The organism is Streptomyces sp. NPDC042100, assembly GCF_055582325.1.
In genome coordinates, this window is sequence record NZ_JBVJDK010000004.1 from 48,595 (window position 1) to 71,395 (window position 22,801).

Annotated in this window: 23 protein-coding genes; 11 read left to right on the plus strand and 12 right to left on the minus strand. The window is 75.6% G+C overall.

All coding sequences use genetic code 11. From position 1 onward, the window contains the following. Nucleotides 1–22: 22 nt before the first annotated feature. Both ACZ6J5_RS10145 and ACZ6J5_RS10150 read right to left on the minus strand, forming a co-directional pair. Nucleotides 23–1,678 (minus strand): amidohydrolase, encoded by a 1,656-nt coding sequence (locus ACZ6J5_RS10145; protein ID WP_469389701.1) that lies wholly within the window; start codon nucleotides 1,676–1,678, stop codon nucleotides 23–25. A 30-nt stretch (nucleotides 1,679–1,708) separates the two neighbouring features. Further along, on the minus strand, nucleotides 1,709–3,130 hold the full coding sequence (locus ACZ6J5_RS10150) for a purine-cytosine permease family protein (RefSeq protein WP_469389703.1): 1,422 nt from the start codon (nucleotides 3,128–3,130) through the stop codon (nucleotides 1,709–1,711). A 218-nt stretch (nucleotides 3,131–3,348) separates the two neighbouring features. Here ACZ6J5_RS10150 and ACZ6J5_RS10155 point away from each other — a divergent pair, with 218 nt between their 5' ends. After that, nucleotides 3,349–3,906: a TetR/AcrR family transcriptional regulator gene (locus ACZ6J5_RS10155; protein WP_469390508.1), complete on the plus strand. Its 558-nt coding sequence runs from the start codon at nucleotides 3,349–3,351 to the stop codon at nucleotides 3,904–3,906. Nucleotides 3,907–3,910: 4 nt separating this feature from the next. Here ACZ6J5_RS10155 and ACZ6J5_RS10160 read toward each other — a convergent pair whose 3' ends face one another. Beyond that, nucleotides 3,911–4,795 carry a 3'-5' exonuclease family protein gene (locus ACZ6J5_RS10160; RefSeq protein ID WP_469389704.1) on the minus strand — a complete coding sequence of 295 codons (885 nt, stop codon included), beginning with the start codon at nucleotides 4,793–4,795 and terminating at the stop codon, nucleotides 3,911–3,913. Beyond that, nucleotides 4,792–6,252, minus strand: a complete 1,461-nt coding sequence (locus ACZ6J5_RS10165) for a dihydrolipoyl dehydrogenase family protein (protein ID WP_469389706.1) — start codon at nucleotides 6,250–6,252, stop codon at nucleotides 4,792–4,794. Before ACZ6J5_RS10165 ends, ACZ6J5_RS10160 begins: the two co-directional genes overlap by 4 nt. Before the next feature lie 124 nt (nucleotides 6,253–6,376). On the opposite strand from ACZ6J5_RS10165, the gene trxA reads away from it, so the two are divergent. Further along, the gene (gene trxA / locus ACZ6J5_RS10170; RefSeq protein WP_469389708.1) at nucleotides 6,377–6,757 is read left to right on the plus strand and encodes a thioredoxin; all 381 of its coding nucleotides are present in this window, start codon (nucleotides 6,377–6,379) and stop codon (nucleotides 6,755–6,757) included. A 113-nt stretch (nucleotides 6,758–6,870) separates the two neighbouring features. Here trxA and ACZ6J5_RS10175 read toward each other — a convergent pair whose 3' ends face one another. The 3 genes from ACZ6J5_RS10175 to ACZ6J5_RS10185 form a co-directional block, all read right to left on the minus strand. Beyond that, nucleotides 6,871–8,058: a thiolase family protein gene (locus ACZ6J5_RS10175; RefSeq protein WP_469389711.1), complete on the minus strand. Its 1,188-nt coding sequence runs from the start codon at nucleotides 8,056–8,058 to the stop codon at nucleotides 6,871–6,873. A gap of 178 nt (nucleotides 8,059–8,236) precedes the next feature. After that, a complete protein-coding gene (locus tag ACZ6J5_RS10180) occupies nucleotides 8,237–8,506 on the minus strand; it encodes a hypothetical protein (protein ID WP_469389712.1) in 270 nt (89 codons plus the stop codon). Nucleotides 8,507–8,591: 85 nt separating this feature from the next. Next, the gene (locus ACZ6J5_RS10185; RefSeq protein ID WP_469389714.1) at nucleotides 8,592–9,614 is read right to left on the minus strand and encodes a LacI family DNA-binding transcriptional regulator; all 1,023 of its coding nucleotides are present in this window, start codon (nucleotides 9,612–9,614) and stop codon (nucleotides 8,592–8,594) included. Nucleotides 9,615–9,796: 182 nt separating this feature from the next. On the opposite strand from ACZ6J5_RS10185, the gene ACZ6J5_RS10190 reads away from it, so the two are divergent. The 4 genes from ACZ6J5_RS10190 (at nucleotide 9,797) to ACZ6J5_RS10205 (ending at nucleotide 13,535) form a co-directional block, all read left to right on the plus strand. After that, complete coding sequence (locus tag ACZ6J5_RS10190) at nucleotides 9,797–11,056, plus strand: MFS transporter (protein WP_469389716.1); 1,260 nt, start codon at nucleotides 9,797–9,799, stop codon at nucleotides 11,054–11,056. A gap of 55 nt (nucleotides 11,057–11,111) precedes the next feature. Beyond that, nucleotides 11,112–11,819, plus strand: a complete 708-nt coding sequence (locus ACZ6J5_RS10195; RefSeq protein ID WP_469389718.1) for an alpha/beta fold hydrolase — start codon at nucleotides 11,112–11,114, stop codon at nucleotides 11,817–11,819. Between the two features lie 14 nt (nucleotides 11,820–11,833). Continuing rightward, nucleotides 11,834–12,052, plus strand: coding sequence for a hypothetical protein (locus ACZ6J5_RS10200; protein ID WP_469389720.1), 219 nt, complete (start codon nucleotides 11,834–11,836; stop codon nucleotides 12,050–12,052). An 82-nt stretch (nucleotides 12,053–12,134) separates the two neighbouring features. Further along, nucleotides 12,135–13,535 (plus strand): flotillin family protein, encoded by a 1,401-nt coding sequence (locus tag ACZ6J5_RS10205; protein WP_469389722.1) that lies wholly within the window; start codon nucleotides 12,135–12,137, stop codon nucleotides 13,533–13,535. A gap of 236 nt (nucleotides 13,536–13,771) precedes the next feature. Here ACZ6J5_RS10205 and ACZ6J5_RS10210 read toward each other — a convergent pair whose 3' ends face one another. Both ACZ6J5_RS10210 and ACZ6J5_RS10215 read right to left on the minus strand, forming a co-directional pair. After that, nucleotides 13,772–13,939, minus strand: coding sequence for a hypothetical protein (locus ACZ6J5_RS10210; RefSeq protein WP_469389724.1), 168 nt, complete (start codon nucleotides 13,937–13,939; stop codon nucleotides 13,772–13,774). 61 nt (nucleotides 13,940–14,000) lie between these two features. Continuing rightward, nucleotides 14,001–15,092, minus strand: coding sequence for a glycosyl hydrolase family 18 protein (locus ACZ6J5_RS10215; RefSeq protein WP_469389726.1), 1,092 nt, complete (start codon nucleotides 15,090–15,092; stop codon nucleotides 14,001–14,003). A gap of 247 nt (nucleotides 15,093–15,339) precedes the next feature. On the opposite strand from ACZ6J5_RS10215, the gene ACZ6J5_RS10220 reads away from it, so the two are divergent. Then, the gene (locus ACZ6J5_RS10220) at nucleotides 15,340–15,756 is read left to right on the plus strand and encodes a type II toxin-antitoxin system PemK/MazF family toxin (protein ID WP_469389728.1); all 417 of its coding nucleotides are present in this window, start codon (nucleotides 15,340–15,342) and stop codon (nucleotides 15,754–15,756) included. Here ACZ6J5_RS10220 and ACZ6J5_RS10225 read toward each other — a convergent pair. Further along, on the minus strand, nucleotides 15,741–16,574 hold the full coding sequence (locus ACZ6J5_RS10225) for a TIGR02452 family protein (protein WP_469389730.1): 834 nt from the start codon (nucleotides 16,572–16,574) through the stop codon (nucleotides 15,741–15,743). The two genes, ACZ6J5_RS10220 and ACZ6J5_RS10225, sit on opposite strands and share 16 nt — an antisense overlap. 145 nt (nucleotides 16,575–16,719) lie before the next feature. Here ACZ6J5_RS10225 and egtA point away from each other — a divergent pair, with 145 nt between their 5' ends. Genes egtA through egtD form a run of 4 tightly spaced genes read left to right on the plus strand, consistent with a single transcriptional unit; the run spans nucleotide 16,720 to nucleotide 21,000 of the window. After that, on the plus strand, nucleotides 16,720–17,973 hold the full coding sequence (gene egtA / locus ACZ6J5_RS10230; protein WP_469389732.1) for an ergothioneine biosynthesis glutamate--cysteine ligase EgtA: 1,254 nt from the start codon (nucleotides 16,720–16,722) through the stop codon (nucleotides 17,971–17,973). Continuing rightward, complete coding sequence (egtB, locus tag ACZ6J5_RS10235) at nucleotides 17,970–19,286, plus strand: ergothioneine biosynthesis protein EgtB (protein WP_469389734.1); 1,317 nt, start codon at nucleotides 17,970–17,972, stop codon at nucleotides 19,284–19,286. Before egtA ends, egtB begins: the two co-directional genes overlap by 4 nt. Beyond that, a complete protein-coding gene (gene egtC, locus ACZ6J5_RS10240; RefSeq protein ID WP_469389736.1) occupies nucleotides 19,286–20,038 on the plus strand; it encodes an ergothioneine biosynthesis protein EgtC in 753 nt (250 codons plus the stop codon). Before egtB ends, egtC begins: the two co-directional genes overlap by 1 nt. Continuing rightward, nucleotides 20,035–21,000 carry an L-histidine N(alpha)-methyltransferase gene (gene egtD / locus ACZ6J5_RS10245; protein ID WP_469389738.1) on the plus strand — a complete coding sequence of 322 codons (966 nt, stop codon included), beginning with the start codon at nucleotides 20,035–20,037 and terminating at the stop codon, nucleotides 20,998–21,000. The genes egtC and egtD overlap by 4 nt, the downstream gene beginning before the upstream one ends. Here egtD and ACZ6J5_RS10250 read toward each other — a convergent pair. Further along, on the minus strand, nucleotides 20,895–21,899 hold the full coding sequence (locus ACZ6J5_RS10250; RefSeq protein ID WP_469389740.1) for a lysophospholipid acyltransferase family protein: 1,005 nt from the start codon (nucleotides 21,897–21,899) through the stop codon (nucleotides 20,895–20,897). The genes egtD and ACZ6J5_RS10250 overlap by 106 nt on opposite strands. Beyond that, nucleotides 21,896–22,720 carry a GNAT family N-acetyltransferase gene (locus tag ACZ6J5_RS10255; RefSeq protein WP_469389741.1) on the minus strand — a complete coding sequence of 275 codons (825 nt, stop codon included), beginning with the start codon at nucleotides 22,718–22,720 and terminating at the stop codon, nucleotides 21,896–21,898. Before ACZ6J5_RS10255 ends, ACZ6J5_RS10250 begins: the two co-directional genes overlap by 4 nt. Nucleotides 22,721–22,801 lie beyond the last annotated feature (81 nt).

Genomic DNA, 22,801 nt, shown 5'->3' on the forward strand with positions numbered 1-22,801 from the left:
GACGGGACTTCGACGACAGGCCCTAGTCCCGCGCGGTGTGCACCACCTCGCCGCCCACGACGACCGTCTCCGCGACCGTGCCGGGGATGGCGTCGGGGGCCACGCGGAGGATGTCGCGGGACAGCACGACGAAGTCGGCGAGCTTGCCCACGGTGAGGGAGCCCCGCTCGTGCTCCAGGAAGTTGGCGCGGGCCGAGCCCATGGTGTAGCCCTCGACGGCGGTCGCCACGTCGAGGGTCTCGCCCTCCGTCCAGGCGGGGCCGCCGCCGGGCGGCCGGCGGGTGACGGCGGCGTGGATGCCGATCATCGGGTCCATCTCGGCCACGTTCCAGTCGCTGGACAGGGCGAGCAGGGCGCCCGCGGCGTGCAGGCTGCGGAGCGGCCAGGCCTTGTGCCAGCGCTCGGGCCCGATGTTCTCGGCCCAGTCCTGGCCGGGGCCCGCGATGTCGGGGGCGGCGTGCCGGGGCTGCATGCAGGCGGTGACGCCGAGGGCGGCGAAGCGCGGGGTGTCGGCGGGGTCGAGGCACTCGACGTGGACGATCTGGTGGCGGGCGTCGCGCGGGCCGTTGACGGCGCGGGCCCGCTCGACGGCGTCGAGCACGGTGCGGATGCCCCGGTCGCCGGTGGCGTGCACGAAGCACTGGAAGCCGCGCGCGTCGAGCCGGGTGAGGAGCCCGGCGAACTCCTCGGGCGGGTAGAAGGTGTCGCCCCGGTGGTGGCCGCAGCCCGCGTACGGTTCGAGGAGGGCGGCGGTGCGGGGCTCGACGACGTCGTCGATGTAGAGCTTCAGCGGCCCGACGCGCAGCCGGTCGTCCGCGAACTCCTGCGCGGCGGCGGCGAATTCGTCGAGCTCGGCCTCGGTGGTGCCGCGCGGGTGGAAGAGCGCGGCGACGATCCGGGAGCGCAGCCGGCCCTCGGCGCGGGCGCGCTGGAAGAGGGCGAGGTCGTCGAGCGAGTTCTGCGGTTCGACGACGGTGGTGATGCCGTAGCGGATCGCGTCGTCCAGGCTCTTGGCGAGCCGCCCGTACTGCCGGTCGGGCGAGGCCCACGGGACGCCGAGCTCGCGCAGCGCGCGGTGCCCCGCGCGGGAGAGCCCCTTGACGGCGAAGTCCTTGACGAAGCCGGTGGGTTCGCCGGTGGCGGGGTCGGTGACGGCGGTGCCGAAGGGCAGGTCGGTGCGGTCGGCGCGGACCCCGAGGCGGCGCAGGGCGGCGGTGTTGAGCCAGGCGGTGTGGACGTCGTAGCTGAGGACGAGCGCGGGGGTGTCGCCGGTCGCCGGGTCGAGGTCGGCGGCGGTGGGCATCCGGCCGTCGGGGATCACGGAGTAGTCGAAGGCCTCTGCCTCGATCCAGGGCGCGTCCGGGTGGGCGGCGTGCCAGGCGCGGATGCGGGCGTGCACGGCGTCGAGGTCACGGGCGCCGGCGAGTTGCACGCAGGCGTCGTCGGAGCCGAGCCGCACGTGGTTGTGGGCGTCCACGAAGCCGGGCAGCACCAGTCGGCCCCCCGCGTCGAGGACGCGGGTGCCGGGGCCCGCCCAGGCCCGGGCGTCTGTGTCGGCGCCGATCCAGACGATCCGGCCGTCCCGGACGGCGAGGGCCTCGGCCTCCGGCAGCGCCGGGTCGACGGTGTGGACGCGGCCCCGGGTGAGGACGAGGTCGGCGGGGGCGGGGTGGTTCATCGCGGGTCTTCTTCTCTGGAGGAGGGGCGGTCAGGCGGAGGCGGGGCGCACCGTGCGGCGGGCCAGGAGGACGTAGACGAGGGCGGAGACGGCCGCGCCGAGGAGGGTGAGGTCGGCGCCGCCCAGCGGAGCGACGAGGGGGCCGGTCCACAGCTCGGAGTCGCAGGTCAGGGCGGAGAAGAGCATTCCGGCGAGGAGGGCCGCGAGTCCGGCGGGGTGCCAGCCGGAGCGGTAGCGGTAGGGGCCGTCCCCGGTGCGGTGCAGGGCCCCGGCGTCGTAGGTGCAGCGGCGCAGCACCATGTCGGCGAGGAAGACGCCGCCCCAGGGCGCGAAGACGATGATCAGGAGGGAGAGGAAGGAGAGCAGGGAGGTGGTGAAGTCGACGAGGAAGAGCGCACCGAGGGAGCCGGCCGCGGTGACACCCGCGCTGACGAGGATGGCCCCGGCCCGGCTCCAGGGGATGCCGAGGACCTGGAGGTTCAGGCTGGAGGAGTAGAGGGTGATGATCGAGTTGGTGACGGAGCCGCCGAGGACCAGGGCGAGGAAGACCGGCCGGAACCAGCCGGGCAGCAGCCCTTCCGCACCGGCGACCGCGTCGGTCATGTCGGCCTGGGTCGCGGCGGCGGCGCCCGCGACGCCGAGGGCGACGGAGGAGAGGAGCCCGCCGAGGCCGCCGCTCCAGGTGAGTGCCCTGAGGCTGGTGGTGCGGGGCAGGTAGCGGGTGTAGTCGGCGGGCATCGGGACGTACGAGAAGGGGCCCGCGAACATGACGACGAGGGCGAGGCTCCAGCTCGCGGCGCCGGGTCCGGTGGCCGGGGCGGCGGTGTCGGCGCCGGGCAGCACGAGGGCGATGAGGACGGCGAAGCCGGCGGCGAGGACGTAGGCCATCCGGCGTTCGGCCCACTGGACGGTGGCGTGGCCCCACAGGGCGACGACGAAGGTCAGGGCGAGGGTGACGGCGAGCGCGAAGGCGCGCGGGAGCGGCCCGCCGGTCCAGCCGAGGTCGGCGAGGAAGGCTTCGAGGGCGAGGGTGCCGACGACGGTGTTGACGATCGTGTAGCCGATGCTGACGACCCAGTTGAGCAGTCCGGCGGGCCAGTTGCCCCGGACGCCGAAGGCGGCGCGGGAGACGACGAGGGTGGCGGTGCCGGTGCGGACGCCGCTGAGTCCGGCGGCGCTGATGGCGAAGAAGGAGAGGCCGCCGAGCACGATCACGGCGGTGGCCTGCCAGAAGGAGAGGCCGAAGGTGACGGCGAGGGCGCCGTTGATGACGTAGGTGAAGGTGAGGTTCGAGCCGAACCAGAGCCAGAAGAGGTCCTTCGCCCCGCCGTGCCGTTCGCTGTCGGGGATGGGGTCGATGCCGTGTCCTTCGACCTGGAAGACCTCGTCCCGGCCCGCTCTCGCGGGCGTCGTGTCGTGTCCGGGCACGCTGCGCTCCTGTCGTGGACTCACGCTCGAAAACCTTGAATGTCGTTCTAACTCTTTGAACGGCATTCAAGATGTGGGATGGAATCCGGCCACGTCAAGACCTCGGCGGAAAACCGTTAGGGTCGATCCGACCGCGCCGGACACGGCACGGGACGGCGAGGACCAGGGAAACGGGGCGGCGAGCGGTGGCGGGTGCGGCGCGGACGGGACGGCGGCGGGACGGCAGCGTCACGCGGGAGCGGATGCTGGAGGAGGCCATGGCCGCCATCGCCGAGGACGGGCTCGCGACGCTCACCATGTCCGCGCTCGCCGAGCGCCTGGGAACCAGCGGCGGCCACATCCTGTACCACTTCGGCAGCAAGGACCTGCTGCTGCTCGCCGCGCTGCGCTGGAGCGAGGCGGCGCTGGCGGAGGAGCGGCGCGCGCTGCTCGGCCGCCGGCTCGCCGCGCCTCGGCGGCTCGACCTGTTCCTCGACCTCTACCTGCCGCGCGGGCCGCGCGACCCGCGCTGGACGCTGTGGATCGAGCTATGGGCCCGCATCCCGGCCAACCCCGAGCTGCGCGAGGCGCAGCGCGAGCTCGACGCGAGCTGGCAGGAGGACCTGGAGGCGCTGCTCGCGAAGGGGGTCGAGCGCGGCCACTTCGCCCCGCTGGACGCACCTGCCCGCGCCTCCGAACTCCTCGCCCTGCTCGACGGGTTGAGCACCCGGGTGGTCCTCGGCCAGGAGTCGGGCCGGGACCCCAGGACCGCGCTCGACACGGCCCGCTCCGCGGCCGCGCTCCTCATCCCCCGGTCGTAAGAACTCAGTTCACCGGAGGCGGCGCCCACGGCTCGGGCGGCACGGGACTGAACGGCCAGTCGGGCGCGTCGGGGTGACGGGCCGTCTGCTCGGCGTACCAGAGGATCTGTTCGGTGTGCAGGGCCGGCCGGGACAGCCGCGCCAGGGACGGGTGGCGGGCCGCGATCTCCTCGGCCAGGTCCAGCGCCGCCGCCGCGTCCGAGGCCGGATCGCCGGGGTCCGGATGCGGTACGCCGTACCAGGCGGCGACGGCCCGCAGCGAGCGTCCGCCGGGCCGGCGGCGGTCGACGTGGCGGTCGAGCACGAGCGGGTCGCACACCGGCGCCACCCCGCCCGGCAGCCGCGCGGCCAGGGGCGCGAGGCCGTGCCGCAGCAGCTCGGCGTGGAGCGTCCCCAGCACGTACGGCGCGAACCACACCACCAGCGGCTCCCCGGCCGCGAGGTGCCCGGCGACCAGCCCGGCGAGCTCCTCCAGCGCCCGCGCGGGCGGCGCGGCGCCGGGGTCCGCCGGGACGCCGGCCGCCGCGCCCGGCCCCGTACCGCTCGCGCCCCCGGCCGGACCCCAGCCGCCCTCCGGCGCGGGGCCGAGGTCCAGGGTCCAGTCCCGGGCCGTGCCGTCCGCGCCCCGCAGGGAGGCGGAGCGCACGCGGTCGACGGCCGGGCGGTGGCCGGTGGTGCCGATGTCCAGGGCGAGCAGCGGGCGGCGGTGCCACCCCGGGTGCCCGCCGCGCGGCGGCGGGCCGGGGGCCGGGGCGTGGGCCGGGTGGTAGACCCGCCAGCCCCGGCCCTCGTGCCGCAGCACCCCGGCGCCCGCCGGGACCGGTCCGCCGCAGCGGGCGCAGGAGCCGTCGTAGTCGTTGACGTGCTCCCCGCCGCCGCTCACGCTCACGTCGGGTCCGCCCCGTCCCGGTACGCCTCCAGGAGCCTCAGCCAGACCTCGCTGAGGGTCGGGTAGGCGGGGACGGCGTGCCACAGGCGCGCCAGCGGGACCTCGCCGGTGACGGCGACGGTCACCGCGTGGAGGAGCTCGCCGACGCCCTGGCCGACGAAGGAGGCGCCGAGCACGGTGCCCCGGTCCTCGTCGACGACGAGCCGCGCCCGCCCCTGGTAGCCCTCGGCGTACAGGCCCGCCCCGGCGACCGCGCGCATGTCCACGTCCACCGCGCGGGCCCGCCGCCCGGCGGCCTCCGCCTCGGCGAGGCTCAGGCCGACGGCGGCCGCCTCGGGGTCGGTGAACACCACCTGGGGCACGGCCGCGTGGTCGGCGGTGGCGGCGTACGGGCCCCAGCCGCCGGGTTCGGCGGCGTCCCCGGCCGCCCGGGCGGCGATCGCGGCGCCCGCGATCCGCGCCTGGTACTTGCCCTGGTGGGTCAGCAGGGCCCGGTGGTTGACGTCCCCCACGGCGTACAGCCAGTCGTGGCCGGTCACCCGCAGGCTGTCGTCGACGGGCAGCCAGCCGCCGGGCTCCAGGCCGACCGTCTCCAGGCCGATGTCCTCGGTCCGAGGGCGCCGCCCGGTCGCGAACAGCACCTCGTCGCCCTCGACCCGGTCGCCGCCCTCCAGGACGACGGTGACGGGCCCGGTGTGCCCGTCCCGGACGACCGCGGCGACGTCGGCGCCCGTGCGCACGTCGGCGCCGCGCTCCACCAGGGCGGCGAGGACGTGCTCGCCCACGAACGGCTCCATCCGGGGCAGCACGCCCCCGCCGCGCACCAGCAGCGTCACCTTGGCGCCCAGTGCCTGCCAGGCGGTCGCCATCTCGACGCCGACCACGCCGCCGCCGACGACCACGAGCCGGCCGGGCACCCGGGCCGCGCTCGTCGCCTCGCGGCTGGTCCAGGCCCCGGCCCCGTGGAGTCCGGGCAGGTCGGGCAGGACCGCGCGGCTGCCGGTGCAGACGGCGACGGCGTGCCGCGCGGTCAGCACCCGGCGGTCGCCCTCGGGGCCCGCCACCTCGACCCGGCGCGGCCCGAGGAGCCGCCCGTGGCCCCGGAAGAGCCGGGCGCCGGTGGACTCCACCCACGCCACCTGCCCGTCGTCCTTCCAGTCCCCGACGACCGCGTCCCGGTGGGCCAGGACCTCCCGCGCGTCGAGCGGCCCCTGGACCTGGCCGCGCAGTCCGGGCACCGCGCGGGCCTCGGAGCGGGCGATGGCCGGGCGCAGCAGGGCCTTGCTGGGCATGCAGGCCCAGTACGAGCACTCCCCGCCGACCAGTTCGGCCTCCACGACCGCGGCGCTCAGCCCGGCGGCGCGCACCCGGTCGACCACGTTCTCCCCGACCGGGCCCGCGCCCAGGACCACCACGTCGTACGCGTACTCGTTCTCGTGCTCCGGCACTCGTGTCATGACTGACAGTCTGCCGGGCGGTGGCGCGGAATAGCGCGGCTCGATACGCCGTTGTGCGGTGCGGGTCCCGAGGGGACCGTGAGGAAGGCGCGCCAAGGACGCCGGCCACGGAGAGGTAGGAAGCATGAGCACTGTCGAGCTCACCAAGGACAACTTCGACCAGATCGTGAGCGAGAACGAGTTCGTTCTCATCGACTTCTGGGCTTCCTGGTGCGTCCCCTGCCGTCAGTTCGGCCCCGTCTTCGAGGCGGCGTCCGAGCGGCACGAGGACCTGGTCTTCGCGAAGGTCGACACCGAGGCGCAGCAGGAGCTCGCGGCGGCGTTCGAGATCCGTTCGATCCCGACCCTGATGATCGTCCGCGACAAGGTCGCGGTCTTCGCGCAGCCGGGCGCGCTGCCGGAGGCGGCCCTGGAGGACGTGATCGGCCAGGCGCGCGGCCTGGACATGGACGAGGTCCGCAAGTCGATCGCGGAGCAGCAGGCCCAGGGCGGCCAGGAGCAGTGACCCGCTCGGGGTGAGGTGACCCGCTCGGGGAGAGGGGTGGTCCGGCGTCGCCGGGCCACCCCTTCCGCGCGTCCGGGGCGGGTGTGCCCCGTCAGTGCCCTGTCAGCGCCCCGTCAGCGCTCCAGGACCAGCGCCAGGCCCTGGCCGACGCCGATGCAGAGGGCGGCCAGGCCGGTGCCGGAGCCGGCGGCGGCGAGCTGGTGGGCGACGGCGCCCGCGAGCCGGGCGCCGGAGGCACCGAGCGGGTGGCCGAGGGCGATGGCGCCGCCGCGCGGGTTCACCACGGCGGGGTCCAGTTCCGGCCATTCGGCGAGGCAGCCGAGGGCCTGCGCGGCGAAGGCCTCGTTCAGCTCGAAGGCGGTGAGGTCCCCGAAGCCCCGGCCCGCCTTCTCCAGGGCCCGGCGCACGGCCTCCACCGGGCCGAGCCCGAAGAGCTGCGGCTCGACGCCGGTGACGGCGGAGGCGCGGATCCGGGCCAGCGGCTCGCGGCCGGTGGCCCGCAGGCCCGCCTCGTCGACGATCAGCAGGGCGGCGGCGCCGTCGTTGAGCGGGGAGGCGTTGCCCGCGGTGACGGTGCCGCCGTCGGGGCGGAAGGCGGGCTTGAGCCTGGCGAGGGCCTCGGCGGAGGCGTTCTCGCGGACGCACTCGTCCCGGGCGAGCTCGGCGCCGGGGTACGGGACGACCTCGCCGTCGTAGAGCCCCTCGGCCCAGGCGGCGGCGGCCTTGCGGTGGCTGGCGAGCGCGAAGGCGTCCTGGGCCTCGCGGCCGAGGGCGTGCTTGTCGGCGACGAGTTCGGCGCCCTCGCCGAGGGAGACGGTCCACTCGGCGGGCATCCTCGGGTTGGTCATGCGCCAGCCGAGGGTGGTGGAGTGCAGCTGCTGGTGCCCGGCCGGGAAGGCGCGCTCCGGCTTCTGGAGCACCCAGGGGGCGCGGGACATGGACTCGACGCCACCCGCGACGACGACCGAGGCGTCGCCGAGGGCGACCGCGCGGGCGGCCTGGATGACGGCCTCCATCCCGGAGCCGCACAGGCGGTTGACGGTGACGCCGGGCACGGAGGTGGGCAGTCCGGCGAGCAGGACGGCCATCCGGGCCACGTCGCGGTTGTCCTCGCCCGCGCCGTTGGCGTCGCCGAAGTACACGTCGTCGATCCTGGCCGGGTCGAGCTCCGGGGTGCGGTCCACGAGCGCCCTGACGACGTGGGCCGCGAGGTCGTCCGGGCGGACGGCGGAGAGGGCACCGCCGAACTTGCCGATCGGGGTGCGGACGGCGTCGACGAGGTAGACGTCGCGGATGCTCATCGGTTTCTCTCCCACGGGACCACGGGTACGGGCGGCGGCGCGCGGGGAACGACAAGGGGACGGGGGCGGCTCGCCCGCCCGCCGTTCGCCTGGTGAAGAAATCTTCATCCCCGCGGGCCCGAGTCTCCGCCCGCGCACGCGTCCTGTCAACGTCCCCCGGGGCCCGCGCGGACCCCCCTCAGGCCGTCCCGGGCCCCCTGATCAGCGCCGTCAGGCCGTAGTCCAGCTCCCTGCCGTCCACCAGCAGGGCCTCCACCGTGCGCGTCTCCGGGTCGACGTCGGCGACCAGTCCGTGCCCCTCGTAGATCGGGTAGCCGGACTCGCCGGTGCGGCCGGTCGCCTCCACGACCGCCGAGCGGACGGCGCTGTCGGCCACGGAGGCGCCGCCCCGGTCCTCCACGTGCGCGGGCACCAGCAGGATCTCGAACCGCTTCGGTTGAGTGCTCATGCCCCGACGCTAAGCCGCCGGGCCCTCCGCCGCCGCCGGGGCGGGCCGCGCCGCCGACACCGGCCGAAGGGACGGCCCTCCGCGGTCAGCTCGACTCGCGCCGCACCACCCGGGCGTCCAGCAGCTCCTGCCGGACGGGCGCCGAGTCCGGGTCGCGGACCACCCGGTCGACGAGTTCGGCGAGCTCGCGGCCCTTGACCATGTCGAGGTGGACGGTGCTCAGCCGGGGCCTCAGCAGCCGGCCGAGGACCAGGTCGTCCGAACCGACCACGGCGGTCTCCCCCGGCACGCCGATCCCGGCGTCCTGGAGCGCCCGCATCAGGAGCATCGCGTACTCGTCGTTGTACGCGAACACCCCGTCCAGGCCCAGCTCGCGCCAGCGTGCCGCGAGGGCGCCGGCGGGCTCCTCCTCGTACCGCAGCGGCAGCGGCACGACCTCCGCGCCCGCCGCCCCGGCGACGGCCCGGAGGCCCTCCAGGCGCGGCACCGAGAACATCTCCAGGCCCGGCTCCTCGGGCATCACGACCCCGATCGCCCGGCAGCCGCGCTCGACCAGATGGGCTCCGGCCGCGCGGCCGACCTGGGCCTGGTCCATGACCAGCGCGTGGGTGCCCTCGACCCGCTGCGGGCCGACGGTGATCACGCCCTTCGCGCCGGAGCGCTTGAGCAGCCCGACCCCCTGCGCGGTCAGCTCGACCTGGCCGAGCGAGACCACGGCGACCGGGCGCAGCTCGGCCCAGGCCCGGGCCGCCTCGTCCGGGTCGAGGCCGACGCTGCCGTACTGCACCACGGTGTAGTCGAGGCGCCGCAGCGCCCACTGGAGCTCGTTGAAGAAGCGGCTGTACAGCGGGCCGACCGGCACGTGGGCGGTGGGCAGCAGGACCATCCGGCTGTGGCCGGCGCGCAGGCTGCGGGCGGCGGCGTGCGGGACGTAGCCCAGCTCCTCGGCCGCCTCCTTGACCCGGCGCCGGGTGGGCTCGCTGATCCGCACGGCGGCGGTGTTGTTCAGGACGTAGCTGACGGTGGCCCGGGAGACGCCCGCGAGGCGCGCCACGTCGGCGCTGGTGGGGACGGAGCGTCCGGCGGACTGCTTGGGTGACTGGCTCATCGATCCGGCATCTTTCCAGAACGATCCGGACTCAGGTCTGGCGGATGGCCGGATTCGAGTGCTACACAGGGGTTACACGCGCCACTGACACGTGTAACCATCCTACGCGCCACCCACGCGCGGCACCCCACTCTCTCTTTCCGCTCCCGCCCCCGCACGGGCGTCTTCACCAGGAGGGCATCGTGGCCCTTTCCTCCCCCGGAACCTCTCCGGAAACCGGCACCGCAGGAGCCGCCTCCCCCGGATCACCCCGGCCCACGCGCGGGCTGCTGCCCCTGCTGCTCGCCGGCAACACGGCGATGTACGCGCTCTACATCGGCGTCCCCGGGATGCTGCTCGCGCTCCAGATCGAGGCCATCGACCCGGCCTCCAAGGTGGCCAACTTCGGCCTGGTCTCGGGCATCTCCGCGATCTTCGCGACGATCTTCAACCCGGTGGCGGGCGCGCTCTCCGACCGCTCGGGGCGCCGCAACCCGTGGATCCTCGCGGGCGGCCTGCTCGCCCTGCCGGTGATGTTCCTGCTGGGCAGCGTGCACACGATCCTGCTGGTGACCATCGCCTGGTGCCTCGGCCAGGCCGTGATGAACGTCTACCAGGCGGCCATCACCTCGGTGGTGCCCGACCGGGTCCCCTTCGCCTCGCGCGGCAAGGCGTCGGCCGCCGTCGGCCTCGGTATGCCGATCGGCTCCACCATCGGCGCGCTCGTCGGCGCCGCCTTCTCGGAGCACTACCGCACCGGCTACCTCGTCTTCGGCGCGATCGTCGCCGCGACGGCCGTGCTGTTCACCTCCTGCGCCCGCGAGGAGCGGATGCCCGCCAAGGCGCCGCTCCCGGTCCGGCAGCAGATCGCGGCCTTCGGCAGCGCGCTGAAGAACCACGACTTCCGCTGGGCGTTCATCGGGCGCGCGCTGCTCGTCCTCGGCTACTTCGCGGTCGCCGGCTTCCAGCTGTACATCCTCAAGGACCACACGGACCTGCCCGCCGGGCTCAGCGCCGAGGAGGCCGTGGCGATCCTGATGCCGCTCAACTCGCTTGCCATGGTGGTCTCCACGGTCCTCGGCGGCTGGCTCTCCGACCGCTACGACCGGCGCAAGCTCTTCGTCGGGGCCTCCGCCGCGCTGGCCGCCGTCGCCCTGGTCATCCCCGCCGTCTCGGCGAGCTGGACCGCGATGCTGGTCTTCTCCGTCGTCAACGGCCTCGGCTTCGGCTGCTACATGGCGGTGGACACCGCCCTGGTCACGATGGTGCTGCCGAAGGCCGAGGACGCCGCCCGCGACATGGGCGTGCTGAACATCGCCAACGCCGGTCCGCAGATCGTGGCCCCGTTCGTCGCCTCGCTGATCGTCTCGCTCAGTGGCGGATACACCACGCTGTTCCTGGTCGCCGCCGTACTGTCGGTGCTCGGCGCGCTCGCCGTGCGCCCGATCCGCAGCGTGCGCTAGGGGGTGTCTGACACCCCCTAGGCACCTTCCGCGCACCCGTAGAGAGGCATCCGCCGTGCAGTTGCACACCACCACCTGGGGAGCCGGCGACCGCGTCGCGCTCCTGGTCCACGGGATCATGGCCGACCACCGCACCTGGCGGCGGGTCGGCCCGGAACTCGCCGCGCGCGGCTACCGGGTGGTGGCCGTCGACCTGCGCGGCCACGGCGCCAGCGGGCGCGCGGCGGGGCCTTCCGGCTACGGTCCGCAGGACTACGCCGACGACCTGGCCGAGACCCTGCCCGGCGGGGCCGAGCTGGCGATCGGGCACTCGCTCGGCGGCCTCACCCTGGCGACGGCGGTGGAGCGGCTGGCCCCGCGCCGCGCGGTGTACGTGGACCCGGCCTGGTATCTGCCCGAGGGCCGGGACGGCTACCGGCCCGAGCTGTTCACCCAGCTCAAGTCGCTGACCCGGGAGCACATACGGGAGTTCAACCCGCGCTGGGCCGAGGAGGACCTGGACATCGAGGTCGACTCGGTGCGCGTCTGGGACGAGCGCTCCGCGCACGGCCTGGTGCCGTACACCGGGAAGGACCTGGCGCCCCGGCGCCCGGTGGTGCCCTCGCTGCTGATGCTGGCCGACCCGAGCATGCTGATCTCGCCGGAGCGGGCCGAGGACCTCGCGGGGCGCGGCTTCGAGGTCCGCACCGTGGCCGGGGCGGGGCACACGATCCAGCGGGACGACTTCGACGGGTTCATGTCCGCCCTGGACGGCTGGATCTGACGTACCTTCTGTTCATGGACGACGCTTCGATGGTGGGTTTGCTCGGCCGGGTCACCGGCACCGTGGGGCCCGGTCTCGTCGGTGAGGTGATCGTCCGGATCCGGGGCGGTGCCGAGCACTTCCTCGCCCATCCGGCCGTGCCCGGGGAGCGGATCGCGACCGGGACGGTCGTGATGGTCATGGAACATCTCCCGCCGCGCACCGTCTATGTCACAGCCGCGTACGACAGTTGACCGATCCATTGATCGGCCCGGGTGCCGGGCGCACACTCCCCTCACCGGATCCGCACGGCTCCGGTGAAGGGGGACCTTGCCCATGAGCCTCGGGATCCTGGCGGGCGTCGTCGTCGGCGCGCTGGCCGTTCTGATCGCTCTGTTCAAACTGATGTGGCGCGTCGCCGAACCCAACGAGGCGCTGATCATCTCCGGTTCCAACCACAAGATGGAGGGCCTCGGCGAGGGGATGGGCTTCCGGATCGTCACGGGACGCGGCACGCTGGTGCTGCCGGGTGTCCAGGCGGTGCGCAAGCTCTCGCTCGACCTCAACGAGACGCAGCTCTCGGTGGAGTGCGTGACCCACCAGGGCATCCCGCTGAAGGTGCGGGGCGTGGTGATCTTCAAGGTGGGCGACGACTTCGTGTCGATCGCCAACGCGGCCCGCCGCTTCCTCGACCAGCAGAAGCTGATGTCGGAGCGGGTGCACATCGTCTTCGCCGGCCATCTCCGCGCCATCGTCGGCGGGTTGACCGTGGAGGACATGATCCGTGACCGTGAGAAGCTGACCGGGCAGGCGCGTTCGGCCTGTGGCACGGAGATGGAGAAGCTGGGCCTCATCGTGGACTCGCTGCAGATCCACGAGATCGAGGACCCGACCGGCTACATCAAGAACCTGGCGGCGCCGCACGCGGCCGCGGTCCAGCGGGACGCGCGGATCGCCCAGGCGGAGGCCAACCGGCGGGCGACCGAGGCGGAGCAGCAGGCCGCGGCGCGCATGTCGGAGGCGACCAGGGACAGCGAGATCCTCCAGGCGGGCTACCAGGCCGAGCGCGACCAGGCCTCGGCGAAGGCGCGGCAGGCCGGTCCGCTGGCGGACGCGGCGGCGCGCCAGGAGGTGGTGGTCCAGGAGACCCGGGTGGCCGAGCTGGAGGCACACCGCAAGGAGCAGCAGCTCCAGGCGGAGGTGCGCAAGCCGGCCGACGCGCTGGCGTACGAGAAGCGGACGCTGGCCGTGGCCGAGCGCGACGCGCGCATCTCGGCGGCGGAGGCGGAGGCGAAGGAGACCGAGCTGGCGAGCGCGGCGGCGGCGACGGCCACCCGGGTGACGGGTGAGGCGGACGCGGCGGCGGCGCACGCGCGGGGTCTGGCGGTGGCCGAGGCGACGCGGGCGAAGGGTCTGGCGGAGGCCGAGGCGATCAAGGCGCGGGCGGCGGCGCTCGCGGAGAACCAGGAGGCGGTGGTCGCGCAGCAACTGGCCGAGAAGTGGCCGGAGATCGTGGAGGCGGGTGCCTCGGCGTTCGGCAACGTGGACCAGATGGTGCTGCTCAACGGGGCGGACGGCATGGCGGACATGTTCGCCAAGGCGCTGACCATGGGCGGCACGGGCCTGGGGGTGGCCCGCCGGCTGCTCGCCACGATGGGCCCGGAGGCGGCACCCGACGCCAAGGCCCCGGTCCCGGCGCCGCGTTCGCAGGAGATCGCGGTGGGCGACGGGCAGTAGTCCCGGGTACGGCGCGGGGCCCGGCACCGATGGGGTGCCGGGCCCCGCGTGCGCCTGCCTGCGCGGTGCGGCCGGGATCAGCAGGTCTCGTCCTTCTTGACGGCGCCGAGCATGTTTCCCCCCGGGGCGAGCGTGGACGGGGGTTCATCATCCACACTCCACCCCTGACGTGTACACGCACCCCTCGGAGCGGCACCTCTCGGTTCCCGGTGCGGCACCTCTCGGTCGCGCGCCCCTCAGTTGTGCCCGAACTTGCGTTCCTTGCGGTGGGACGGGGTGTCGAGGACGGGGCGCGGGGCCTCCCCGGCGGCCGAGGCCGGGCTCTCCTTCGCGGCGACCGCCGCCCGGTGCTCGTGACCGCCCGTCCGGGCGCCCTTGTTGACCCGTGTCTGCTTCTTGCCCACGGTCGTGCCTCCCGTCGTGCGTCGTCCTCCCAGGCTCGCACGGGGGTACGAAAGCCGCATGTCAGGCGGCGGGGGCCGGGGCGCCCTGGGCGAGCACCGACCAGAGGGCCGGGTCCTCGAAGCCGAGCGCCCACAGCGCGGTGTGCGTCACCCCGTACCGGCGCGGGACCGGCAGGTGCCCCGCGACCCCCCGGGCGTCCTGGTACCAGACCTCCCGGGTGTCCGCGCCCCGCGCGTAGCGGAAGTACGGGGTGCCGGAGACCGGGTCCAGCCGGTACGGGGCCTTCCGGGCGCGCCGCAGGGCCTCGGCCTCCTTCCACGTGACGTGCGCGGCCCGCCCCGCCGGGGTGCCGTCGGGGCGGACGCGCCAGTCCCAGCCGTAGGCGGGCAGGGCGAGTTCGAGGCGGTCGGCCGGGACGAGCGAGGTGGCGGTGCGCAGCACCTCCTCGTACCAGGCGGTGCTCGCCAGCGGCCCCGGGGCGCCGCCCGCCCAGTGCAGGTTGTAGCCCATGATCCTGACCCGGTCGGCGGCCTTGCCGAGGGCCGCGTAGTCCCAGACCCGGCCGCTCGTCGCGGTCTTCGGCATGACGGTGACGACACAGCTCCGGGCCCGGGCGCGCAGCCGGGCGCAGACGTCGGTGACGAGGGCGGCGTACCCGTCGCGTACGGCCGGGTACGCGACGTCGCCGGTGGTGGCGATGGTCTCGTAGTCGAGGTCGAGCCCGTCGTAGCCGCCCTCGGCGGCGGTGGCGAGGAGGGCGTCGGCGTGCGCGGCGCGCCGGGCCGGGTCGGTGAGGAGGGCGGCGAGCGCGCCGGGCGGCATCGACTCCATGACGGTGGGCACGACCCGGATCCCGGCCCGGCGCAGCCCGTCGACGACCAGCCGCTCCCCCGCCCCGGGGTGGGCGCCGACGGTGCCGTCGGGCTTCGCCTCGTACCAGAAGGGGCTCACGGTGTGGAGCTGGTCGGCGTGGCGCAGGGCCTGGAGGTAGGCGGTCTCCTGATCCCAGTACGGGAGCCAGGCGGAGACGGTGCGGCGGGCGGGCGGGGCGTCGGCGGTCACGGCGGCGCCGGCGGAGGCCCCGGCGGGGGCTTCGGTCAGCGGGGCGAGGGGCAGGAGCAGGGCCGCGGCGGCGAGGAGGGCGAGGCGCATGGGCACGAGCCTGCTGACCGGCCGCGCGTCCCGCCCGGCGTGCTGGGCCGTTCAGGCGCGCGGAGCAGTTCGGAGGTGCCAGGGCCGTTCGGACGCGCCGGGCCGTCCGGACGCGCGGGGACCACTCGCGCGTGCGGGACCGTTCGGGCGTGCGGGACCACTCGCGCATGCGGGACCACTCGCGCGTGCCGGGGCGACTTGTCGACATCCCGCTCCCGGGCGGCCACGGGCCGCTACCGTGCGGGGGATGACGACTCCCCTGTACTCCACGACCGAGGCCGACCCGCACGCCATCGGGCCGGTCCGCACCTCCTACGCGCCCGACCACGACGGCGACCCCGACCCGGGCGAGATCGTCTGGACCTGGGTGCCGTACGAGGAGAACGACGGGCGCGGCAAGGACCGGCCGGTGCTGGTGGTGGCGCGGGAGGAGGCCGGGACGCTGCTGGCCGTGCAGCTCTCCAGCAGGCGGCACGACCACGACCGCGAGTGGGTGCCGATCGGCTCGGGGTCCTGGGACGCGGAGCGGCGCGAGTCCTGGGTGGACCTGGACCGGGTGCTGCGGGTCCGGGACGAGGGGATGCGGCGGGAGGCGTGCGCGCTGGACCGGCCGCGCTTCGACCGGGTGGTGGCGCGGCTGGCCGAGCGCTACGGCTGGTCCTGACCGAACACCCGGCGGAAGGCGGCCAGGGTGGCGCGCTCGCGGCTGCGGTCGAGGATGCCGAAGACGACCTCGTCGAAGTGGCCGGCGAACCGTCCGGCACCGGTGAGCAGCGCCTTGAAGGCCCCGGCGACGTCGGCGGGCTCGTTCTGGAAGACGCCGCAGCCCCAGGCGCCCAGCACCAGCCTGCGGTAGCCCTCGGCGGCGGCCGTCTCCAGGACCCGCTCGGCGCGCCCGGCGAGCACGCCGGGGATGCGGGGCTCGTCCTCGGGGCGGTGCCTGCGCACCACTCCGGCGTTGGGCGCGGGCGAGGTGAGGAAGCCGACGGTGAAGGGCTCGGTGAGCAGCATCCCTCGGTCGGTGCGGAAGACGGGCACCCCGGGCGAGTGGATGACCCGATCGGTGTAGAGCGGGTCGCGGTCCTCCCGGTGGTGCGCGTAGTGGCCGGGGACCCGCAGCAGGGTGGCGTAGAGGGCGGAGGAGCGGCACAGCGCCTCCTCCTGGGCCTGGGCGCCGTTGAGGTAGCCGCCGCCGGGGTTGCGGGCGGAGGCGAAGTTGAGGACCGCGACGGGCCGGGCGGGGTCGGCGCCCACCATCCGGCGGGCGGCGACCAGGCTGCTCTCCTCGGTGACCCGCAGGAGGGTCGCGCGGTCGGTGTCGGGGGTGACGGGGACGGGCTCGGGGCCGTAGGGCCGGGTTCCGGCCAGGGCCGCCGCCAGCGGCTCGGCGAGGTGGACGGTGCGGCCGCCCGGGGCCGTGTAGCGGCCCGCCGCCACGATCTCCTCGGTCTCGTGGGCGAGGGCCCGCAGTCGTGCGCTCATGGGCCCGAAGCATGATCGACCCGGTTCCGGGGCGGCAACGGCTTTTCCCGGCCACCCCGCCGGAGGCGCCCTTGCACGCCCGCCCGGGGTGGCTTTAGGTGGAATCAGCGCTTTCCCAGGAGGTGCAACGATGCCCGTGTCGCCGATGAGCGGCATACCCCGCGGCGGCCCCACGCTCAGCGTGGCGGACGCCGAGGACCTGCTCCGATGTATCTGCTTCAAGACCGGCCCGCCCCGCACCGTCGGGGCCGAGCTCGAATGGCTCGTCCACGAACTGCGCGACCCCCGCCTGCCCGTCCCGCCGTCCCGGCTCGCGGCGGCCCTCGACACCGTACGGGCCCTGCCGCTGGTCTCGGCCCTCACCTTCGAACCCGGCGGGCAGCTGGAGCTCAGCTCGCCGCCCGCCGCCTCCCTGATGGAGTGCCTGGACGTGCTCGCCGCCGACCTGCGGGCGGTGCGCGGGGCGCTCTCCCCGCTCGGCCTCGGGCTCAGCGGCTACGGCGTGGACCCGTGGCACGCGCCCCGGGCGCGGGTGCTGCACGAGCCCCGGTACGACGCGATGGAGATCGCCCTGGGCCGCTCGGGGCCCTCGGGCCGGGCCATGATGTGCGAGTCCGCCTCGGTGCAGGTCTGCCTCGACGCCGGGGTGGAGGGTCCGGGTCCGCTGGGCTACCGGCGGCGCTGGGAGCTCGCCCACCGGCTCGGCCCGGTGCTGGTGGCGGCCTTCGCCAACTCCCCGGCGCACGGCGGCCGCAGGACCGGCTGGCGGTCCACCCGGCAGTTGCTGTGGGCCGACCTCGACCCGGCGCGGGCGCTGGCCCCGCCGGCGGACGGCGAGCCGCGCGCCGAGTGGGCGGCGCACGTCCTGGACACCCCGGTGCTGTGCGTGCGGGCCCCCGAGGGGCCGTGGGCGGTGCCGGAGGGGCTGACCTTCCGCGACTGGCTGCGCACCGGGGATCCGCGCCCGCCCGGGGTGGACGACCTGCGCTACCACATGACGACGCTGTTCCCGCCGGTCCGGCCGCGCGGGCACCTGGAGCTGCGGATGATCGACGCGCAGCCGGGGCCCGACGGATGGATGGTGCCGATCGCCGTGACCACCGCCCTGTTCGAGGACCCGGTGGCGGCCGAGGCGGCGCACCGGGCGACGCTGCCGCTGGCGGCGCGGGCGGCGGCCGGACCCGCGCCGCGCGGCCCGCTGTGGCTGACGGCGGCGCGCGAGGGGCTCACGGACCCGGCGCTGCACGCCGCCGCGCTGACCGCCTTCGACGCGGCGCTCGACGCGCTGCCCCGGATCGGGGCGACCCCTCGGGTGACGGGCGCGGTCGCCGCGTTCCGCGAACGGTACGTGGTGCCGGGCGGCTGTCCGGCCGACGAGCTCCAGGAGGTGGTGTCATGACCGGGCAGGACACGGAGGCGCTGCGGCTGCGGGCCGTGACGGCGCTGACGGCCGCGCGGGAGCGCACCGCGCTGCTCACCTCCTGCGTCGAGGACTCCGAACTGACGGCCCAGCACTCGCCGTTGATGTCTCCGCTGGTGTGGGACCTGGCGCACATCGGCAACCAGGAGGAGCAGTGGCTGTGGCGGGCCGTCGCGGGCGGCGCGGCGCTGCGGCCCGAGATCGACTCGCTGTACGACGCCTTCGAGCACCCGCGCGCCAGCCGCCCCTCGCTGCCGCTGCTGCCCCCGGCCGAGGCCCGCGCCTACGCGGCCGACGTGCGCGGCCGGGTCCTGGACGTGCTGGGCGGGGCACGCCTGGAGGGCCGCCCGCTGGTGGAGTCGGGCTTCGCCTTCGGGATGATCGCGCAGCACGAACAGCAGCACGACGAGACCATGCTGATCACCCATCAGCTCCGCAAGGGACCGGCGGCGCTGTCCGCCCCTCCCCCGCCGCCCGCGCACTCCTCGGGCCCGGTGGCCCGGGAGGTCCTGGTGCCGGGCGGCCCGTTCACCATGGGCACCTCGGACGAGCCGTGGGCGCTCGACAACGAACGGCCCGCGCACACCCGGATCGTGCCCGCCTTCTTCCTCGACACCGTCCCCGTCACCAACGGCGCCTACCAGGCGTTCATGGCCGACGGCGGCTACCGCGAGGAGCGCTGGTGGCACCCCGAGGGCTGGGCTCAGCTGCGCGAACACGGCATCGAGGCACCGCTGTTCTGGCACCGGGACGGCACCGGGTGGCTGCGCCGCCGGTTCGGCGTGACCGAGCCGGTGCCCGCCGACGAGCCGGTGCTGCACGTCAGCTGGTACGAGGCCGACGCCTACGCCCGCTGGGCCGGGCGCCGGCTGCCCACCGAGGCCGAGTGGGAGAAGGCCGCCCGGCACGACCCGGCGGCCGGCCGCTCGCGCCGCTATCCGTGGGGGGACGCCGACCCCGGGCCCGTACACGCCAATCTGGGGCAGCGGCACCTGGGGCCCGCGCCCGCCGGGAGCTATCCCGAGGGGGCGTCCCCGCTCGGGGTGCGGCAGCTGATCGGCGACGTGTGGGAGTGGACGGCGAGCGACTTCCTGCCCTACCCGGGCTTCCGGGCCTTCCCGTACAAGGAGTACTCGGAGGTCTTCTTCGGGCCCGCGCACAAGGTGCTGCGGGGCGGGTCCTTCGCCGTCGACGCGGTGGCCTGCCGGGGCACCTTCCGCAACTGGGACCTCCCGGTGCGGCGGCAGATCTTCGCCGGCTTCCGCACCGCCCGTGACGCGGAGCCCGTCTGATGTGCCGCCACCTCGCCTTCCTCGGCGAACCGGTGGCCCTCGGCGAGCTGCTGCTGCGCCCGCCGCACTCCCTGGAGCGCCAGTCCTGGGCGCCGCGCTCGCAGACCAGCGGCGTGGTGAACGCGGACGGCTTCGGCGTCGGCTGGTGGGCCGAGGGCGACCCGGTGCCCGCCCGCTACCGGCGGGCGGTGCCGATCTGGGGGGACCCGTCCTTCGCGGACCTGGCCCGGGTGGTGCGGACCGGCGCGCTGCTCGCCGCCGTACGGGGCGCGACCCTGCCCGGGGCGGACGGGGAGGCCGCGGCGGCCCCCTTCACCGGGGACCGCCGCCTCTTCAGCCACAACGGGGCCGTGCCCGGCTGGCCGGGGCCGATGGGCGCGCTGGCGGCGACGCTGCCGGCGGCGGAGCTGCTCGCGCTGGAGGCGCGCACCGACTCGGCGTTCCTGTGGGCGCTGGTGCTGCACCGGCTGCGGGCGGGGGAGGCGCCGGAGGCGGCGCTGGCGGGCACGGCCCGGGAGGCGGCCGAGGCGGCCCCCGGGTCCCGGCTCGACATGCTGCTCACCGACGGGACCGCCATCACGGCCGTCACCTGGGGGAATTCGCTCAGCACGCTGACCGGGCCCGACCGCGTGGTCGTGGCCTCCGAACCGTACGACGACGATCCGCGCTGGCGGCCGGTGCCGGACCGCACGGTCCTCACCGCCACCCGCGCGGGCGTCGCCCTCACTCCGCTTGAGGAGCACTCCCCGTGAGCCCGTTCCAGCTGACCCGTACCCTCGCCGAGGACTCCATGGGCGCCGCGCTGCGCGCCGACGTCCTGCACGGCCTCACCCGCACCCCCAAGGAGCTGCCGCCGAAGTGGTTCTACGACACCCGGGGCAGCGAGCTGTTCGACGAGATCACCCGGCTGCCCGAGTACTACCCGACGCGGGCCGAGCGGGAGATCCTGGTCGCCCGCTCCGGCGAGATCGCGGCGGCGACCGGCGCCCGGACGCTGGTGGAGCTCGGCTCCGGCTCCTCGGAGAAGACCCGGCACCTGATCGACGCGCTGCTGCCGGGGCTGGACGCCTATGTGCCGGTCGACGTGAGCGAGTCGGCGCTCCAGGGGGCCGGCGCGGCGCTGCTGGCCGAGCTGCCGGGGCTGCGGGTGCACGCCCTGGTGGCCGACTTCACCCACGGGCTCGACCTGCCCGACACCCCGGGGCCGCGCCTGGTGGCCTTCCTGGGCGGCACGATCGGCAATCTGCTGCCCGGGGAGCGGCGGGAGTTCCTGCGGGCGGTACGGGGGATGCTGGCGCCCGGTGACGCGCTGCTGCTCGGCACCGACCTGGTGAAGGACGAGGCGACGCTGGTCGCCGCGTACGACGACGCGGCCGGGGTGACGGCCGCGTTCAACCGGAACGTGCTGGCGGTGATCGGGCGGGAGCTCGGGGCCGACGCCGACCCGGAGGACTTCGCGCACGTGGCGCTGTGGGACCGCGAGCGGGAGTGGATCGAGATGCGGCTGCGGGCCCGGCGCGCACTGATGGTGAAGATCCCGGAGCTGGACCTGGTGGTGCCGTTCGAGGCGGGCGAGGAGCTGCGGACGGAGGTGTCGGCGAAGTTCCGTCAGGAGGGCGTGCGCAAGGAGCTGGCGGCGGCGGGGCTGACGCTGTCGCGCTGGTGGACGGACGAGGAGGGGCGGTTCGCGCTGTCGCTGGCGACGGTGGGCTGAGCGGGACGGACGGCGGACCGGTCGGCGGACCGGTCCGCGGACCGGTCGCCCGCCGTGGGCCGGCGCGGGATCCCGGCGACGGCGGGCCCGGGGCGGCGCGCCTGGACGGCGGTCTCGGCGGCGCGGGCGAGGGCGCGCCGGCCGGGGTGGTCCCCGGCCCCGATCGGGTCCAGGATCCACAGCTCGGCGACGAGTCCCCGGGCGGTCGCGAGCCGCCACAGCGACGCGCCCAGCGGGTCGTCCCCGACGAACGCCGCCGGGCCCTCGGGCCGGTAGGCGATCCGTACCGGCTGGACGTCGGTCCCGGTGTCCAGGGCCGCCTGGAAGGCCGCCGGGCGGAACGGGCCGCCGTCCCGGCCGCACCAGGTCGAACCCTCGGGGAAGACGACGGCCCGGCCGCCGCCCGCCAGGACGCACCCCAGCGCGGCCACGGTGCCGGGCAGGCTTCGGAGCCGGTCGCGGTCGATGAAGAGGGTGCCGCCGAGCGCGGCGAGAGCGCCGAGCACCGGCCAGCCGCGCACCTCGCGCTTGGCGAGCATCCGGCCGGGCAGCACGGCCGCGACCAGCGGGACGTCCAGCCAGGACAGGTGGTTGGCCACCACCAGGAGCGGGGTCCCCGGGGCCGGGGCCCGGCCGTGGACCCGCAGCCGCACCCCGAAGGCGCGCACCACGGCCCGGCACCAGACGCGGACGCACGCCGGGCGCCGGGCGGGCGGGAGGGCGGCCGCGAGGGGGGCGAGCAGCACCCCGAGGAGTACGGCGGCGAGTCCGGCGGCGAGCCGGAGCACCCCCCGGGCCGCCGTCACGCGCGGGGCGGGCGGCCCGGGGTGGGCGGCGCACCGGCCCGGGGTGCAGGGGGCCGTGGGGAGCCACGGCGAGGGGGCCGCGGGGGTGCTCACCGGACCGGGGCGAGCGAGAGGAAGTGGCGCAGGTAGCGGGGGTTGGTGCGGCGCAGCGACAGCAGGACGTAGAGGTCGGCGACGCCGAAGTCGGGGTCGTGGGCGGGGGCGCCGCAGACCCAGGCGCCGAGCCGGAGGTAGCCGCGGAGCAGCGCGGGGAGTTCGGTGCGGCCCTGCGGCGGGGTGACGCCCTCGGGGGTCCACAGGCGGTGCGGGGTGACCCAGTACTCCTCGGGCGCGAGGTGCCTGGTCCTGACGGTGTCCCAGGTGGCGGCGGCGAGGGTGCCGCCGTCGGCGAGCGGCACGGAGCAGCAGCCGGCCAGCCACTCGTGGCCGGTGCGGGTCATGTAGCGGGCGAGTCCGGCCCAGACGAGGGCGATGACGGCGCCGTTGCGGTGGGCGGGGTGGACGCAGGAGCGGCCGACCTCGACGAGGTCGTGGCGGATGGGGGCGAGCCGGGTCAGGTCGAACTCGCTCTCCGCGTAGAGCCGGCCGGCGACGGCGGCGCGCTCGGGCGGCAGTATCCGGTAGGTGCCGACGACCTCGCCGGTGTCCTCGACGCGGACGAGGAGGTGGTCGCAGTACGCGTCGAAGGCGTCCCCGTCGAGGCCCGGTTCGGGTCCGTCGAGGAGCGCGCCCATCTCGCCGGCGAAGACCTGGTGGCGCAGCCGCTGGGCGGCGCGGACGTCGTCCTGGTCGCGGGCGAGACCGACGACGTAGCGGGGCTGCGGGGCGTCCCCGGAGTGCGGCTGGGCCTGCGGCTGCGGGGGTACGGCCGCGACCGGTGCGGCGAGGGGCTGGGCGAGGGGTACGGCGGCCATGTCGGGCTCCTCCGGCGGTACGGAAGGGGACGGGGAGCCGGACCGGGTGAGCGGTGGTCCGGCTCCTCGTTTCTTCCGCTG